Origin of the sequence: Bacillus sp. F56, assembly GCF_001748205.1 — a bacterium.
GTDB classification, from domain to species: domain Bacteria; phylum Bacillota; class Bacilli; order Bacillales; family Bacillaceae; genus Bacillus; species Bacillus stercoris.
Map to the genome: position 1 here is coordinate 89677 of NZ_BDFC01000007.1, position 15438 is coordinate 105114.

At 42.3% G+C, this 15438-nt stretch carries 16 protein-coding genes and 1 pseudogene; 2 read left to right on the plus strand and 15 right to left on the minus strand.

From position 1 onward, the window contains the following. Positions 1-30: 30 nt before the first annotated feature. From BFW96_RS11640 to BFW96_RS11680, 9 genes and pseudogenes are all read right to left on the minus strand, one after another. Positions 31-1947, minus strand: coding sequence for an LTA synthase family protein (locus BFW96_RS11640; RefSeq protein WP_069839491.1), 1917 nt, complete (start codon positions 1945-1947; stop codon positions 31-33). A 116-nt stretch (positions 1948-2063) separates the two neighbouring features. Further along, positions 2064-3029 carry a glucose kinase GlcK gene (gene glcK, locus BFW96_RS11645; RefSeq protein ID WP_014664607.1) on the minus strand — a complete coding sequence of 322 codons (966 nt, stop codon included), beginning with the start codon at positions 3027-3029 and terminating at the stop codon, positions 2064-2066. A 10-nt stretch (positions 3030-3039) separates the two neighbouring features. Continuing rightward, positions 3040-3256 (minus strand): annotated as a pseudogene (locus BFW96_RS11650) (YqgQ family protein). A 111-nt stretch (positions 3257-3367) separates the two neighbouring features. Then, entirely contained in the window at positions 3368-4879 is a 1512-nt protein-coding gene (yqgP, locus tag BFW96_RS11655) for a rhomboid protease YqgP (RefSeq protein WP_069839492.1), read from the minus strand. An 89-nt stretch (positions 4880-4968) separates the two neighbouring features. After that, on the minus strand, positions 4969-5142 hold the full coding sequence (locus tag BFW96_RS11660) for a hypothetical protein (RefSeq protein ID WP_069839493.1): 174 nt from the start codon (positions 5140-5142) through the stop codon (positions 4969-4971). A gap of 66 nt (positions 5143-5208) precedes the next feature. Next, the gene (locus tag BFW96_RS11665; protein ID WP_069839494.1) at positions 5209-5772 is read right to left on the minus strand and encodes a 5-formyltetrahydrofolate cyclo-ligase; all 564 of its coding nucleotides are present in this window, start codon (positions 5770-5772) and stop codon (positions 5209-5211) included. 83 nt (positions 5773-5855) lie between these two features. Beyond that, positions 5856-6005: a 50S ribosomal protein L33 gene (rpmG, locus tag BFW96_RS11670; RefSeq protein ID WP_003153056.1), complete on the minus strand. Its 150-nt coding sequence runs from the start codon at positions 6003-6005 to the stop codon at positions 5856-5858. 83 nt (positions 6006-6088) lie between these two features. Beyond that, positions 6089-7168, minus strand: coding sequence for a glycosyltransferase family 4 protein (locus tag BFW96_RS11675; RefSeq protein WP_069839495.1), 1080 nt, complete (start codon positions 7166-7168; stop codon positions 6089-6091). Continuing rightward, on the minus strand, positions 7165-7635 hold the full coding sequence (locus BFW96_RS11680; protein ID WP_069839496.1) for a hypothetical protein: 471 nt from the start codon (positions 7633-7635) through the stop codon (positions 7165-7167). Before BFW96_RS11680 ends, BFW96_RS11675 begins: the two co-directional genes overlap by 4 nt. A 179-nt stretch (positions 7636-7814) precedes the next feature. On the opposite strand from BFW96_RS11680, the gene BFW96_RS11685 reads away from it, so the two are divergent. Together BFW96_RS11685 and BFW96_RS11690 are read left to right on the plus strand one after the other, a co-directional pair. Further along, positions 7815-8168, plus strand: a complete 354-nt coding sequence (locus BFW96_RS11685; protein ID WP_014477348.1) for a hypothetical protein — start codon at positions 7815-7817, stop codon at positions 8166-8168. Further along, positions 8165-8629 (plus strand): endolytic transglycosylase MltG, encoded by a 465-nt coding sequence (locus tag BFW96_RS11690; protein WP_069839497.1) that lies wholly within the window; start codon positions 8165-8167, stop codon positions 8627-8629. The genes BFW96_RS11685 and BFW96_RS11690 overlap by 4 nt, the downstream gene beginning before the upstream one ends. Before the next feature lie 30 nt (positions 8630-8659). Here the strand turns inward: BFW96_RS11690 and pstB (BFW96_RS11695) are convergent, their stop codons facing one another. The 6 genes from pstB (BFW96_RS11695) to pbpA all read right to left on the minus strand — a co-directional run bounded on the left by pstB (BFW96_RS11695) (position 8660) and on the right by pbpA (position 15371). Next, positions 8660-9442 carry a phosphate ABC transporter ATP-binding protein PstB gene (gene pstB, locus BFW96_RS11695; protein ID WP_040082619.1) on the minus strand — a complete coding sequence of 261 codons (783 nt, stop codon included), beginning with the start codon at positions 9440-9442 and terminating at the stop codon, positions 8660-8662. Between the two features lie 10 nt (positions 9443-9452). Next, complete coding sequence (gene pstB / locus BFW96_RS11700; protein WP_014664617.1) at positions 9453-10262, minus strand: phosphate ABC transporter ATP-binding protein PstB; 810 nt, start codon at positions 10260-10262, stop codon at positions 9453-9455. 20 nt (positions 10263-10282) lie between these two features. After that, positions 10283-11167 (minus strand): phosphate ABC transporter permease PstA, encoded by an 885-nt coding sequence (gene pstA / locus BFW96_RS11705; protein ID WP_069839498.1) that lies wholly within the window; start codon positions 11165-11167, stop codon positions 10283-10285. Next, complete coding sequence (pstC, locus tag BFW96_RS11710) at positions 11167-12096, minus strand: phosphate ABC transporter permease subunit PstC (protein WP_014664619.1); 930 nt, start codon at positions 12094-12096, stop codon at positions 11167-11169. The genes pstA and pstC overlap by 1 nt, the downstream gene beginning before the upstream one ends. A gap of 67 nt (positions 12097-12163) precedes the next feature. Next, positions 12164-13066, minus strand: a complete 903-nt coding sequence (locus tag BFW96_RS11715; protein WP_069839499.1) for a phosphate ABC transporter substrate-binding protein — start codon at positions 13064-13066, stop codon at positions 12164-12166. Positions 13067-13220: 154 nt separating this feature from the next. After that, entirely contained in the window at positions 13221-15371 is a 2151-nt protein-coding gene (gene pbpA, locus BFW96_RS11720; protein ID WP_040082614.1) for a penicillin-binding protein 2A, read from the minus strand. Positions 15372-15438: the final 67 nt, after the last annotated feature.

A 15438-nucleotide genomic window follows, 5' to 3' on the forward strand; every position in this document is an offset into this window, starting at 1 on the left:
CCGCTCACTTTGATGCGGGAGACATTGTAATTACGATACTTGATCAAGCATTTGTTTTTCTTTCCGTTTTGACGAATTGTCCAGCCTTTTCTGATCATAAAATCGCAACAAATCTCCATAAATGATTTCATCAGAAAGTGATAGCTCTTGTTTCGCTTTATCAGCAAATGCTTCACATTGTTGTGTCTCTTCTAACGGTTTTCCCGTCTCTTTGTCATAACACGCACCGTCTGTATATACAACCTGATCCGTGATAAAGCTCCCGTCCCGTAGCACCGTAAAGTCCAGTTTTTCGTCCGAAAGCAGATCGTTGCCAAATTGAATTTGATCTTTCGTATCAATTCCTAAAAGATTCATCAGCGTCGGCCTGATATCAATCTGCCCGCCTACTGTTTCAATGGTTTGCGGCTTTTTATCGGTAATACCCGGAATATGAATGACAAGCGGCACTTTTTGGAGCTGCACCTCTTCAAATGGGGTTATTTCTTTTCCTAAAAACTGCCCCATCGCTTCATTATGGTTTTCCGATATACCATAATGGTCACCGTATAATACAATAACAGAGTTGTCGTATAACCCGTCTTCCTTCAGCTTTTCGATAAACCGTTTCAGCGCCTCATCCTGATAACGCACTGTCGGAAAATACTTATTTAGCGTCTGGCTGCTTGAATCATATTCATCAATCAGTTGATCCTCTTCATCAAGATCAAATGGGAAGTGGTTCGTCAATGTGATCAGCCTCGAGTAAAACGGCTGAGGCAGATTTTTCATCAGCTCTGAAGACTGCTCAAAAAATTCTTTATCCTTTAGTCCCCAGCCGACTGAATTTTCGTCCATAACATCATACGAGTTACTATCAAAAAACGAATCATATCCAAATGAGTCGTACATTAAATCACGATTCCAAAAGCTTTTATTATTAGCGTGAAGCACCGCTGAATAATATCCGCTGTTTTTCAAAATTTCAGGAGCTGCCATATATTGATTGCCCGCATTCGTAAAAAACACGGCACCTCGTCCAAGCGGATACAGTGAATTGTCCACGATAAATTCAGAATCCGAGGTTTTCCCCTGGCCTGTTTGGTGGTAAACATTATTAAAGTTGTAGCTCTGTTTTATAAAGTCATTCAGAAAAGGCGTGATTTCTTCTCCATTCACTTTTTCATTAATCACGAAGCTTTGCGTCGACTCTAAGGATACGAGAATGACATTCCTTCCTTTTGCAGCGCCGAATAACTTTTTGTTGGCATCTTTCGCATTAGCGGTTACATAGTTTTCAATTTCCGTCAGGCTGTTGCTATCTGCCAACGCTCTCTGTGCGGATTGCTTTGACTGAAGAACACCGTCGTAAATATGAAAATTAAACAGGCTAATGTTTTTAACAAGCATTTCTCTGTCAAATGAGCGTGTCAATAGCTGAGGTCTTTCCGCCTCAGACAAGCCCAGATTGAAGAAATAAACAGAAGCAACGAACAAAAAATAAGCCGCCCGTTCATTTTTCGTAGAGGGAATGTCCGATTGAAAAGCTTTTTGCCGGATGTAAAGCCATATTAAAACCACAATATCTACACCCAATAGGAGGTCTGTCGGTTCAAGAAGTGTTCCTATGCTGCTTCCGAGATCACCCATATTGCTCGTTTGAAAAAGAACAGGGATTGTTAAGAAATCATTGTAAAAACGGTAAAAAACCATATTAGCCAGCAATACAAACGTGACAAGACAGCTCATCGCGATAATGTAACGATTTCTGTTTTTGCCTTTTAAAAACAGGCTGAGGCCAAAAATAAGCAACAAAAAACTCAATGGGTTGATAAACAGAATAAATTCCTGTGTTAGATTGTCGATTTTAATATGAAAACTGGTTTTGTAAACAGCATACGTTTTCAGCCACATCAATAAAATGGCAATCAGCATAAATGAAATCTTCGAAAAAAACGTTTTTCGCATTTCAACCTCCTATGCAGCACGCTCAAAAAAATCAGTCAATTCCCAACATTCTCATTAACACATCAAATTAAATCTTAACCTGAGCACAACAAAAAATCAATTTCATTTACACATTTTTAACAATTTTGGTGTTTTAGCCATTCGTTTTTAGCGATCCAAGCGCCTCCAATAACGCCGGCATCATTTCCAAGTGCTGCGATTGAAATATCAGCAGCTTGGGCTGCCCGCGGAAACGCGCATTTGCGGAATGTTTTCTCAACTTTTGATCTCAGCAGCTCTCCGGCTCTCGATACGCCGCCGCCAAGAACGATTTTTGACGGATTAAGCGAGCTTGCCAAATTTCCGAGCACCAAACCAAGGTGCTTGGCTACATAATCAACCACCTCAAGGGCAATTTCATCATTTTCACCAGCCGCTTCAAACACATCCCGCGCTGACAATTGTTCAGTTGCTTTTAAACGTGTCGTCTGCTTAGCATTCGCTATTTTTTCTTTTGCAATTCTTACAATTCCTGTTGCCGATGCAATGGTTTCGATACAGCCCGTCTTGCCGCAGTTGCAAGGCGCTCCGCCTTCAGGGATGCTGCAAATATGGCCGATTTCTCCGCCGGCGCCATTTATGCCATGTACAATTTCACCATTTGCAATAATGCCGCCGCCAACTCCTGTGCCAAGCGTCACAAGAATGACGTCCTTCGCGCCATCACCCGCTCCCTTCCACATTTCCCCGAGCGCAGCAATATTCGCGTCATTTTCTATCACTGCTGGGATGCCGGTCTCTGTCTCCAAATGGTTTTTTAAAGCGTAATTTTTCCATCCTAGATTTACGGTTTCATAAACAACTCCTGCCGCCATATCTACAGGACCCGGTGCGCCCATTCCGATGTATTTAATGAGGTGCTTCGGTTTTTGCAGCTCATCCAGCTTGCTGTCGATTGTTTTTGCAATTGTAACGGTAATGGTGTCGCCGGTTTTATCAGTCGGGACTTCCCATTTATGCTGAATTTCACCATATTGATTAATAAAAGCGAGTTTAATCGTCGTTCCTCCCAGGTCAATGCCCGCAAACCAAATCTCATCCATTTTTATCACCTTAGCCTTTATAAAAATCTCTTAACGTTTTTTGTTTGTTCCAATTCTTTTCGAAGGACAGCTGCCGCTCTGGCCCACTGCTCCTTTTCAATCATGTGGTTCATGTATAATTCCTTTAATTCATCTAACATAAACTCAATTTCAAGCTCTCTGTCTCCAAAATAAACAATGTGGCCAAACGTTTTTAACAGCTGCTGCACATCATAAAATGTATTCATTTTTCCTCACCATTTCTTGATCTTAACTTAACATAAGCGTATTCATATGGAAGCGGTCCGTCAAGAAGAAAACGCTGACAAAAAAGCCTGCCCCCTTACCCTATTCCGCCTTTATGATTCTTTATTGTTTTCAATTTGCTGCTGAAGCTCTTTGTAGCGCTTCTCCTTCGGCTTCAGTTTTACAGCCGTTCGGATCGCCTTTTCTGCTTGGCCAAGCTCATTTTTTTCCACATACAATACGGCTAAATAGTAATATGAAGCATGGTCTTTAGGTTCTTTTTTCACTGCTCGTTCCAAAAGGGAAATCGCCTGATCATATTCGCCGAGTTGAATATCAGAAACCGCCAGGATTTTCAACAGATCGGCAGAGGCATCTTTTTGCTCTGCTTCTCCGTTTAGCAATTCCGTTACTTCTTCATACTTTCCTTCCTGATAAAGCTCGCTTGCCTGCTGAATCAGCGCTGACTCCTGGTGGGAAGGCGAATGCAATCCGTAATATAAAAATCCAGCCGCCAAAGCAATCAGTATAACCGCTGACAACAATCTTTTTCCCAAGGCTCCGGCTTTGGGCAGCCCCAGTGCTGCAGCGGCGAAAAAGCCGCCAATCAAGCCGCCAATATGTCCCGAATTATCAATATTCGAAACCGCAAAACCAAAGCCCAGATTGATGATAATAATGACAATAATATTGGTTCCTATAGTTCTCAAAAACATTTTCCGATTTGACAAAGCTACATACAACAGTGCGCCTAAGCATCCGAATATGGCTCCTGATGCGCCTGCTGAAGGATACGGGCTGAACACAAAGCTCGCAATCGATCCCGTAATGCCAGCCGCCAGATAAATCAGCAGAAACCTGCCCGATCCATACATGCGCTCAACCGCTGTACCAACCGACCATAAAGCCAGCGTATTAAAAGCTAAATGCGCTATGCCAATGTGAAGCACGATCGGTGTCAGAAGACGCCACCATTCTCCTTGTGCAATCAGGCTGTTTTCCTTTGCTCCAAAAGCGACCAGCGTCTCCGTATTTGTGCTGCCCCCGTTTATTTCGAGCACGAAAAACATCAGGACCTGAAGCGCAATAAATAAATATGTAAAGATGGGTTTTCCGTTTTGAAAAACCGCCGCTTCAGTTTTTCTCTGTTCTTCTTGTTTCTGCACTAACGAAAGGAAGCATTCCCTTGCCATTTGCGTGTCTTCAAACGAATCGTGTTCTTCTGTACGAAATGATGGAAAAACCGCTTGAAGATCATCTCGTAGCATCGATCCTCTAACGATCACAGGCTCAACTGACACAGTTCCCTTCTCAAAAGGTCGTTTGGAAATTTCTTGCCAGTCATCAACAGGGGCTTCAGTTGAAAAAAATACATTCAGCAGCTTCATTCTTCGTCTGCCCAATTGATTTCTGACTCTTTCTACTCGTTCGGCCTGCTCTTCGATGTCTCTAACCATTTCTTGACGGAAATCAAGATCGTGCTTATACAGACGAACTAGATCATGAGAGGACTTGTCCGGTGCTTCCAGCCATATTTCATCTGACTCGCCGGCTTGTATGACGCCATACCCGCTTTTCACCAGGTGCGTTGCCACTTTCCAATATGTATACTCCAGCAAAAACATATTTACCGCTCCAATAGTTTTTTTCCATTATAACAGCTGGCGGTCCGAAACGCCTACTGAAAGCAAAAAATCCCGTTTTTCACGGGATTTTAGAAAGCTTGCTGTATAAACTTATTGCGGATAAACGGAATTCTTAAAAACAAATGGATAAAAGACCGCCTGATTCCTGGCTGGCTGAGTACAGTATTCATAAGACGGTAGCGATTTTGATAAAACATGACGGCAGAAACAGTAAAAATGGCATAAATCAAAAGTTTTTTCATGATATCCCTCCTGCCAATAGGGTTTGTTATTCTACCTGATTTATTCTCGAAAAAGAGGCAGGAAAGTTATGAATAACAAGAAATGATGCGATCCTCTGTTATCAGCTTATGTACCGGCATGTCATGCGGCAGACGGGGTACGTGCGCAAACAGCTGACACTCGAAAAGCAGAGAGACTGACTTTCCTTCATATTTACTTAAAAAACGATCATAATAGCCGCCTCCAAAGCCGATCCTAAACCCGTTAACATCAAAACAAACACCTGGAACGATCACCAAGTCAATTTGTGATTGGTTTACTTCTTTTGTTTTTTCAATTATCGGCTCAAGGAGTCCGGCGTAAACGGTTTCGAGCTGATCATCAGTCTGATATGCGCGAAATTGCATTTTCTTCGTGTCCGGGTGGCATTTTGGGATGCAAACTTGCTTTCCTTCCTCCCAAGCCTGCTCAATGACCGGACGCGTCGGTATCTCTAGTCCTCTGGAAATGGTGACGGCAATGGTGCTGGCATTTTGCCAGTCCGGCAGAGAAAACAAATCCTTATACATACGTTCCGTTTTTTGAAGCAAATCTTCATTTGATAAAGCAGACAGTGCCTCCATCGTCTTTTTTCTTAATTGTGATTTCATCTCTCATCCCCCTCGGAATAGAAAAAAGCCAGAACCTTTTTCAAAGCTCTGGCTTTTTTCTTACACCTCAAACAGCAAAGCTGTTATTTTGTTTCACGGTGTAACGTAGATTTTTTATCACGTGGGCAATATTTTTTAAATTCAACGCGGTCTGGATTATTGCGTTTGTTCTTTTTAGAAATATAGTTACGCTCACCACATTCAGTGCAAGCCAAAGTAATATTAACGCGCATTATTTTCCCTCCAAACTAAAATCATTTACTTATTCAGACTTATATATAATACCACTATAATGGACGGAATGCTAGGCTGTTTTTCAATGAATTGCTGAATTATTGATGATACGCTCATAAAGCTGCACATATGATGACGTAATGAGTCGGGGGTGGTGGAGCTTAAACACTTGTTGTCTGCCAGCTTCCTTTATCCGGCGGGCTTTTTCCCGGTCTTTTAAAAAACGGTCCAGCAGATCCGCCGCTTCCTGTATGTGCGTAAAATCAGCGATGATTGCCGTTTTGTCATGAACGGCATAATCACAAAAACCACCCGACTGAGAAACGACAGTCAGCACACCTTGTTCCATGCTTTCCTGTGCGGCAAGCCCAAACGGTTCATAAGAACTAGGGAAAACAGCCATTTCACAGTGAGACAGTAACATTCTAATGTCTTTCCTATTCAGAAACGGCAGGAACATGACTCGATCCTTTAGGTTCAAAGCCGCAGCCAATTTCTCATAGGAGGACAGAGACGGACCCTCCCCAGCCAGCACTAGATAGAGGTCAGGCTGCCGCTGCTTCAAGATGGCAAACACCTTTAACAGCTGAGAAAATCCTTTTTCCGGAACGAACCTTCCATATGAAAAGAGGAATCTTCTATTTATACTTCTTGGGATTTTCCCCTTCTCTTCCTCCATAGATGCAGGGCTCGGGATAACGGTTGTTTTTTTATGTGCTGCCTTATTTAAAGACTGCTTCATAAATGTGCTTAATACGATCAAAGCATCGGCGGACTCTATAAGGAGCTCTTCGGTCTTGAGCCTGTATGGGTGTGGGACTTCTCGGCACACCTTCTTCCTTTCGCTTTCAAGACCGTGGATTGTCGCAGCAAGCGGAAGGCCAAGCCGTTGTTTCAAATACTGGGCGGCAGGGGCTGTTGTGTCATCATGAGCATGAATCAGATCAAAGCGTTCATTGCCGGATAACACCTGGCGAACCATTGTAAAGTTGGCCTCGGCTATGTAATCTTCAAACTTCGCATATGAAGACAACTGCCCTCTCGGAGTACAAACCGTCATGTTGATATGAGGATTTAAATAGGAAATGAGACGGTTTAAATGGACACCGAGCCCGCTTTTCGGCTCATCGGGATGTTCGAGTGAAAGCATGAGAATGTTCATCGTTCTTTTTCTCCTTCTCCATAACAGGTGTATGCAGAAAATTGCGCCTCCCACCTGGTGTGCGCCTCCTCAATCTGAAAGCTGTTTATATGGCGAATCCCATTTTCTTCAAGATAGATGTCGTCTGTGCAGGCAAGCTTGAGAGAGACATTCATAGAGTTAACCATTCTGTATTCAGCCCGATATACAGCATCACCAGCCGCCTGTCCAATCGTCCATTCCCCTTTATCATACGGTGTGCGTTTAGTCCTGACAGCTTCGATATCTTTTCTTTTGATGACAATGCGCAATTCTTTCATCATATCCTGCGTTTTTTCGAAAAGGACCGCTTCAGCCAGCCGCATTGTTTCTTCTGAGATTTCCCAGCATACGGTCAAGGTGTGAGCGTTTTGAATGTTCATGTCGAATGTGTCCCTAAAAAAAGAAAGCTTATGTCGTATATTATAGGGCAATGGGTGTTTATCCATGGACTCCTAACATTCTCCTCTCCTATCGTTCACTTAGTGATCCTATTAAACCATTACATAGAGAAGAAGCAAAGAAAGATTTCTCGACAAAATCTCGTTTTTTTCGCGAATTCCTTTAGAAACTATTGGTTTTATGGTATAAAAAAGAAGGATAAAAAAAGAATAGAAGGTGATGAAACGTGGAAATTGCTATTATTGCGTTGTTTATCGTCAGTATAGCGCTAATTGCATTCTCATATTCTCAAAGAGACCCGATGAAAGATGTAGAACAAGAGCTCGAAACTCTGCAGCTTTCTGCGATGCAGGAAATTTACAAGCTCAAAAAGAAAATGACCGTGCTTGAGGAAGAATTACTGGAAACAAACCTTGTCATCCGCAAATCAAAGCAGAGTGACATCAATCAAAAAATCGCTAAACAAATACTTTCTAAATATAATAACGGCATGTCCGCTGAAGCGATTGCTAAAGCTGAGCATGTATCAGTGGAAGACGTAAATACGATTATCAAAGATAACGAGAAGGTGCTCGTATGACAAAACGGGGCATTCAGGCATTTGCTGGCGGCATCATTTTAGCTACAGCCGTTCTTGCAGCTGTTTTTTATCTGACTGACGAAGACCAGGCCGCTGCTGTAAAAGAAAATAAAACAGTAACCGAACAAGACGTGAACAATTACCTTGATTCTAAAAAAATGGTTTCTGTGAATCGCGATGAATATCAAAAACTTCTCGATTCAAAAGAGAAATCCTTGACCAATGACAGCGAATCAGACACGAAAACAGACAAGGTCAAAACGTACAAACTGAAAATTAAAGACGGCATGAGCACTGCAGATGTATCTGCTCTTCTTGAAAAAGAAGGCATTATCTCCTCGGCTCAAGACTTTAATGACTATGTCATTGATGCCGGCTATCACAAAGAAATCCGTGCCGGCGAGTTTAAAGTAAAATCAGATATGAGCTTTAAAAAGCTCGTAAAAACGTTAACACGATAAAAAACAGGCTGAAAACTCAGCCTGTTTTTTTCACCCAAACTTTCCTGTAATGTAATCGAGGGTTCTTTGGTCCTGCGGGTTAGAGAACATTTTATTCGTATTGTCGCATTCAACAAGCTCGCCCATATAGAAAAAGGCGGTTTGATCAGAAACCCTTGCTGCCTGCTGCATGTTATGCGTGACAATGACAATCGTATATTTATTTTTCAGCTCAAGAATGAGTTCTTCAATTTTTCTTGTTGAGATTGGATCTAATGCAGATGTCGGTTCATCCATCAGCAAAATATCTGGATTGGTCGCAAGTGCCCTGGCGATACAAAGACGCTGCTGCTGGCCGCCTGACAAGGAAAGAGCGGACGTATGCAATCGATCCTTCACCTCATCCCATAGCGCCACGTCTTTCAATGATTTTTCCACAATTTCTTGAAGCTTCTTTTTATTTTTGGTGCCGTGGACTCTCGGTCCGTAAGCCACATTATCAAAAATAGATTGGGGAAACGGGTTCCCTTTTTGGAATACCATACCGATATTTTTTCGCAAATCCACGATATCCACTTTATCCTTTAAGATGTTGCTGCCATTATAGTTCAGCTCACCTGCAAGCTTTACATTCGGCGTCATTTGAATCATTAAATTCAATGTTTTGATAAAGGTCGATTTCCCGCATCCCGATGGCCCGATAATCGCCGTGACCTCGTTTTCATGTATGCTCAAATTGATATTTTTTAAAGCATGATGCTGTCCATACCATAAGTTCATTCCATTGACTTGATAGACTTCCTGTTTCATTACAGCTTCGGTAGCAATGCTCATTGCCGCCCTCCTATCCGAATTTCCCGTTAATATAATCCTCTGTCTTTTGCTGTTTCGGACTCGTGAAGATCTGTTCAGTCTGTCCATATTCTACAAGCTCGCCATTTAAAAAGAATGCCGTCCGATCAGAAACCCGCAGAGCCTGCTGCATATTGTGTGTGACTATAATAATCGAGTATTCTCTTTTCAATTCTGTTATTAATTCCTCTATTTTTGCATTTGAAATCGGATCAAGCGCTGAAGCTGGTTCATCAAGCAGAAGAACAGCCGGCTTCATCGCAAGCGTTCTCGCAATGCACAAACGCTGCTGCTGGCCGCCGGATAACGAGAGTGCGGATGAATGTAAACGATCCTTCACCTCATCCCAGAGCGCTGCTTTTGTTAAACTCTCTTCCACAATTTGATCTAAAGCCGCTTTATTACGCTCTCCGGCATATTTCAATGCATGTGTGATATTTGCATAGATCGATTTCGGAAAAGGATTTGGTTTTTGAAAAACCATTCCGATTTCTCTTCTCAAGCTGACGACGTTAATATTGCCGCCCAATATATTTAATCCTTCATAAAGGATTTCACCTTCAGCTCTTGCAGAAGGAATTAAATCATTCATTCGGTTAATATTTCTCAAAAAAGTAGATTTTCCGCATCCCGACGGCCCAATTAAAGCAGTCACCGCATTCTTTTCAATATCCATGTTCACATGATGAACCGCTTGTTTATTTCCGTAAAAAATAGACAGGTCTTTGACCTCGAGCACGTGGTTCTGCTTCGGAACAATAACAGCTCGCTCAGGTTTTTCTTTTACCATTTGTTCAGACATGTTTTTCGCCTCTTTCCGTACTAATTTGCCGTAAGCTTTTTGTAGATTATCGTGCCAAGCCATCTCGCTGCGAGATTAAACACAAGAACAGAAATCACCAGCACAGCAGAACCACCATTGGCAATCGCTTCAGCATCCGGAATCATTCCTTGCGTATTTACGTTCCAAATGTGGACCGCAAGTGTTTCAGCGGGCCTGAAAATATTAAGCGGCGATGTTTCCGAAAACGGATTCCACTCCGTAAAATTAAGACGCGGTGTTGTCAGGCCGGCTGTAAATAATAATGCTGCCGCTTCTCCGAACACTCTTCCTGACGCTAAAATGGCTCCAGTAATGATAGAAGGGATCGCACTTGGAATTAAAACGGTTTTTACAGTATGCCAGCGTGATACCCCTAAAGCGAGAGAGGCTTCCTTCAGATCCTTAGGGACTGAACGAATCGCGTCTTCTGTCACACGCACCATGACAGGAAGGTTAAAAACAGTTAACGCAAGCGCCCCGCCTATGATCGTATATCCCCAGCCTGTTAAGTTGACAAACATCAATAATCCAAACATCCCAATGACAATAGACGGGAGAGATGAAAGCACCTCGATACATGTTCTGATGAAATCAGTCACTTTATTATTAGGCGCATACTCAGCCATGAACACTCCGCCTCCCACACCGAGCGGGATTGTAATCAGCATCGTAATCAATAAAATATAAAAGGAGTTAAACAGCTGGTCGCGTATGCCTCCTCCGGCTGCAATGGCGCTCGATTTTGTCGTAATAAAATGAAAACTGAGCTGAGAAACACCGTTTATAATAATATAGGAAAACAAACCTACTAAAATGGCAGCGATAATGGCTGCACACAAACCAAACATTCCGGTCGCCAGTTTATCTGTTATTTTGCGGTTCATTACACTTTCCTCCTAGATGACAAGTAGCGAATAAGCAGGATGAACAAGAATGACATCGCCAGAAGCACAAGCCCCATTGACCACAGCGTATTGTTTTCAACACTTCCGTATGTGGTGTGGCCCATATTCAGTGTGATGATCGTTGTCAGCGTTCCCGCAGTGTCAAACAGGCTTTCCGGCAATACTCTTGTATTTCCTATGACCATCTGAACAGCCAAAGCTTCACCGAACGCCCGAGCCATGCCTAACACAACAGCTGTCATTAATGTTGGAAAAGCCGCAGGCACAAGTACTTTTCTGATCGTCTGCCATCTCGTCGCACCAAGCGCGTAAGAACCCTCTCTTAAGCTCTTCGGAAGAGAAGCCATTGCGTCAGCAGAAATTGATGTAATGGTCGGCAGAATCATGACGGAAAGGACAATCGTTCCCGCCAATAAACTGTGTCCTGTCCCGCTCGATTTAAACTGGGCGATAAACGGCACCAATACTGTAAGACCTATGAATCCATAAACAACAGATGGAATGCCGACTAAAAGCTCAATCACAGGCTGCAGCACTTTTTTTCCCCAATTCGGGGCAATCTCTGTCATAAAAATCGCTCCTGCAATGCCAAGCGGTGCAGCGATCAGAGCAGAAAGAATCGTTACTGCAAATGAGCCAAAAATAAATGGCAGCACTCCGTATTTCGGATCACTATCTGTAGGATTCCAATTTAAGCTCGTTAAGAATTCAATTGGGCTTACACCATTTACAAGAAAAGATTGCAGCCCCTTAATGCCGAGGAAAATGGTGATCGCCACAGATGCCGCAATCATAATGAGCGCACATGCTGTCACCATCATTCTTCCACGCACTTCATCCAATTGCCGATTTTGCCTCGAGCTGATTAAACGCTCGCTCACAGACATATTTTCTCTATTGTTTATCATTTTTTACACTCCTATGAATGTGTTAAGAGGAGAAACGGTTGTCCCCGCACTCCTCTTTTTATTAAGATCAGCTTTGCTTCCCTTTGGCATCACGTGTCACTTTCATATCAGTAACCGGAATGTAGCCTTGGTCAGTAACAATGCTTTTTTGAATGTCTTCACTCTTTAGATAATCGAGAAACGCTTTAGCTAAACCTGTCGCTTCACCTTTTGTATAAGAATGCTGATAAGCCCAGATTGGATACTCGCCAGTTGCTACATTTTTCGCTTCAGGCTTAACTCCATCAATAGATAGCGCAGTTACTTTGTCATCTGTTAAATATGAGAATGCAAGATATCCAATCGCTCCCGGAGTATCAGCAATGATCTTTTTCACTGTGTTGGAGGAATCTTCAGTAATGCCTTCTGCAGGTTCTGCTCCATCAAGCGCATACTTCACAAATGTAGCACGTGTGCCAGAAGAATCAGGACGGTTTACAAGTGTAATCTTTTGGTCTTTGCCGCCAAGCTCTTTCCAGTTTTTGATTTTGCCAGTGAAGATTTTTTTCAATTCATCTTTTGAAATATCCTTCACACCAGCATTAGGGTTTACAGCTGCTGCCATACCAACTACTGCGACTTGATGATCGACAAGCGCTTTTGCATCGATGCCTTCTTTTTCTTCAGCAAAAACGTCTGAATTCCCGATCTGAACAGCTCCTTCTGAAACTTGAGAAAGCCCTGTTCCAGAACCGCCAGCTTGTACCTGTATATCAGCATCAGGGTTTTCTTCCATAAATTTTTCCGCGGCAGCAAGTACTAGCGGCTGCATAGCCGATGAACCAGAAATGGTTAAAGAACCTGATGCCTTTTCTTCTCCTTTTGCAGAATCGCTATTCGATTTTTTACTTTCTCCTGCATTTCCGCATGCAGCTGCAATCATCATAAAAGCAGCCATCAGAAGCATAAGCACCAATTTGTTTTTTTTCATTTCCTGAATTCCCCCTGCGTATAATGTGTAATTTGTCCTACACGTATAGAGTAAAGGTTCTATGTAAAAAGGGTTTGAATCGAATGTTAAGGTTTTGTAAATCAATGCGTTTTTTTGTATAAAAAAAACGCCCACATTATGTGAGCGTTTCTTTTTAGTTATCAGAAGACGTTGTGTTTTCTGCATTTTCTTCGATTTTGTTTTTATTCTTTTGTTGCGTATCTTCTTTGTCCTGCTTCGATTTCAGCTCAAAATATTTATCCATTACTTCCCTGCCGATTTCGTTTGTGATGCTATATTTAGCGCTGTAATCAATATAAGCCCAAGGGACTACTACAGAGATCGCAATCTCAGGATTATCAGCCGGTGCATAGGCAACAAGTGTCGTATTATAAGTCGATGTTCCTGTTTTTGATTTATCAGGTCCATCATAGAACGATTGTGCTGTTCCTGTTTTACCGGCAGGCTGATATGACGCTGAAGCAAATTGGCTGGCAGCTGTCCCTTTTGTCATCACCCGTCTGAATCCGGCCTGAACCTCTTTAATATATTCACTCTTCATGTCGATTTTATTCAGCACTTCCGGCTGAACGGATTGTACGACAGCACCGATCCCTCTTTTAGCATCAGGTTCTCTGACTTCCTTTACAAGCTGAGGCTTTAAGCGATATCCGCCGTTTGCAATCGTTGATACGTATTGCGCGAGTTCCAGCGGTGTATACGTGTCGTATTGGCCGATCGCATAGTCAAGCAAGAATCCCGTCAATCTGTCTGTTCCTTTATAGCCTGTCATTTCATTCGGAAGATCAATTCCAGTTTTGACACCTAATCCAAATTGGCTGAAGTAATTACGGAACGTATCAAAGGCCGTCGTATCAATCGGTAAAGCTTGGTGCGGTTTATATTCACCTTTTCCGAGCGCGATCGCAGTTTTAAACATAAATACGTTGGAAGACTGCTCTAAGGCTCTTTGAATATTGACCGGACCTAAGTTAGTCCATGACTTTTTACCGCGTTTATCCTGACCAATATATAAAGGTTCATCTTGAAAAACAGTATTCAGATTGATGGCTCCGGTTTGAAGGCCTGTCAAGACTGTTGCGCCTTTGACTGCTGAACCCATGGCGTAAGATGACGTCATTGTACCTAAAGCATAATCATCAATTTTATATTTCCCATTTTCTTGTTTAATCTGCTTGCCTGCCATTGAAAGCACTTCACCGTTTCTTGGGTCCATCATAACAACGAATGCCCGGTCTAACAATTGAGTGCTTGGTCTTGCTTTAGCAGATTTGAGGTTCTTCTCAATGATTTTTTCCACTTCTTTTTGCAAATCAATGTCAATCGTAAGTACGAGATCTTTACCGGCTTTGCCTTCAGATACCGTTTTTGTTCCCGTGACATTGCCGTTTGAATCTGTGATATTTTCGACTTTGGCTTTTTGGCCCTGCAGAAGGCTTTCGTATTGGTATTCCAAATAGCTTTTTCCGACCCTGTCATTACGGCTGTAGCCAAGCGACAGATAATGGTCGAGCAAGTTGGACGGCAATCCTTCATTAGAGCTGGAAACACTTCCGAGCACTGAGCGAAGAAGGTTTTTATACGGATATTCACGTTCCCAATCGGAGGTGACATCAACACCCGGCAGTTCGTCTAAATGTTCACTTACCACTGCCATTTCCTTCGCTGATACATCTTCGTTTTTGATATATTGAGGGGTCAATGCATAGCCCGAATCCATCTGTCTTTTGATAGCGAGGATCTGCATATCTTTATCCGTCAATTCATTCAGCTGCTTATCAGTAATCCGTTTTAGCTGAAGCTGGTATAAATCGTCATCGGATATTTTTTTGTCTTCAACCTGCTGTCTTTCTTTAGAGCTAATCAGCTTTTTTGCTTCTTTCGGTCTAGTCAAAATCCAATAATCTTTTTTATCCCGTTCTGTTACTTTTTTTGTATCAACTTTGATCATGTCAGACAGCTTTTTTGCGATCTTTAAGCGCTGTTCTTGCGTGGTCGATTTAGATCTTGTGTATGTGATTGCATTTAAAGCCTTATTTGTCACAATGGCATTAAAGTTTCGATCATAAATTTTCCCGCGCGGCACCGCCGAGCTGACTTCACTTTGTTCCTGCTTATTCGCTTGATTTTTGTAATCATCGCCTTGCACGATCTGCTTGATGCCCAATTCCACAATGATCCAGGTGAATATAACAAAGGCAGCTAAAAATAAAATATTCAGCCGGATCGGAAGCGACTTCTTTTTCTCTTTATGATTTTGTTTTTTTGGTTTATTTCTCCTCATAACATCACCTTTTTCTATTTACAGAAAGAAAAGACACTCAGTAAGAGTGCCAGTTTTCATTTTAAAG

Coding starts and splice junctions, on each gene's coding strand:
- rpmG (WP_003153056.1), bottom strand. CDS start 6,005: ATGCGCGTTAATATTACTTTGGCTTGCACTGAATGTGGTGAGCGTAAC.
- BFW96_RS11715 (WP_069839499.1), bottom strand. CDS start 13,066: ATGAAAAAAAACAAATTGGTGCTTATGCTTCTGATGGCTGCTTTTATG.
- pstB (WP_040082619.1), bottom strand. CDS start 9,442: ATGAGCATTGCTACCGAAGCTGTAATGAAACAGGAAGTCTATCAAGTC.
- BFW96_RS11665 (WP_069839494.1), bottom strand. CDS start 5,772: ATGAAATCACAATTAAGAAAAAAGACGATGGAGGCACTGTCTGCTTTA.
- pbpA (WP_040082614.1), bottom strand. CDS start 15,371: ATGAGGAGAAATAAACCAAAAAAACAAAATCATAAAGAGAAAAAGAAG.
- BFW96_RS11680 (WP_069839496.1), bottom strand. CDS start 7,635: ATGGATAAACACCCATTGCCCTATAATATACGACATAAGCTTTCTTTT.
- pstB (WP_014664617.1), bottom strand. CDS start 10,262: ATGTCTGAACAAATGGTAAAAGAAAAACCTGAGCGAGCTGTTATTGTT.
- glcK (WP_014664607.1), bottom strand. CDS start 3,029: ATGGATGAGATTTGGTTTGCGGGCATTGACCTGGGAGGAACGACGATT.
- pstA (WP_069839498.1), bottom strand. CDS start 11,167: ATGAACCGCAAAATAACAGATAAACTGGCGACCGGAATGTTTGGTTTG.
- BFW96_RS11675 (WP_069839495.1), bottom strand. CDS start 7,168: ATGAACATTCTCATGCTTTCACTCGAACATCCCGATGAGCCGAAAAGC.
- BFW96_RS11660 (WP_069839493.1), bottom strand. CDS start 5,142: ATGAAAAAACTTTTGATTTATGCCATTTTTACTGTTTCTGCCGTCATG.
- BFW96_RS11640 (WP_069839491.1), bottom strand. CDS start 1,947: ATGCGAAAAACGTTTTTTTCGAAGATTTCATTTATGCTGATTGCCATT.
- BFW96_RS11690 (WP_069839497.1), top strand. CDS start 8,165: ATGACAAAACGGGGCATTCAGGCATTTGCTGGCGGCATCATTTTAGCT.
- pstC (WP_014664619.1), bottom strand. CDS start 12,096: ATGATAAACAATAGAGAAAATATGTCTGTGAGCGAGCGTTTAATCAGC.
- yqgP (WP_069839492.1), bottom strand. CDS start 4,879: ATGTTTTTGCTGGAGTATACATATTGGAAAGTGGCAACGCACCTGGTG.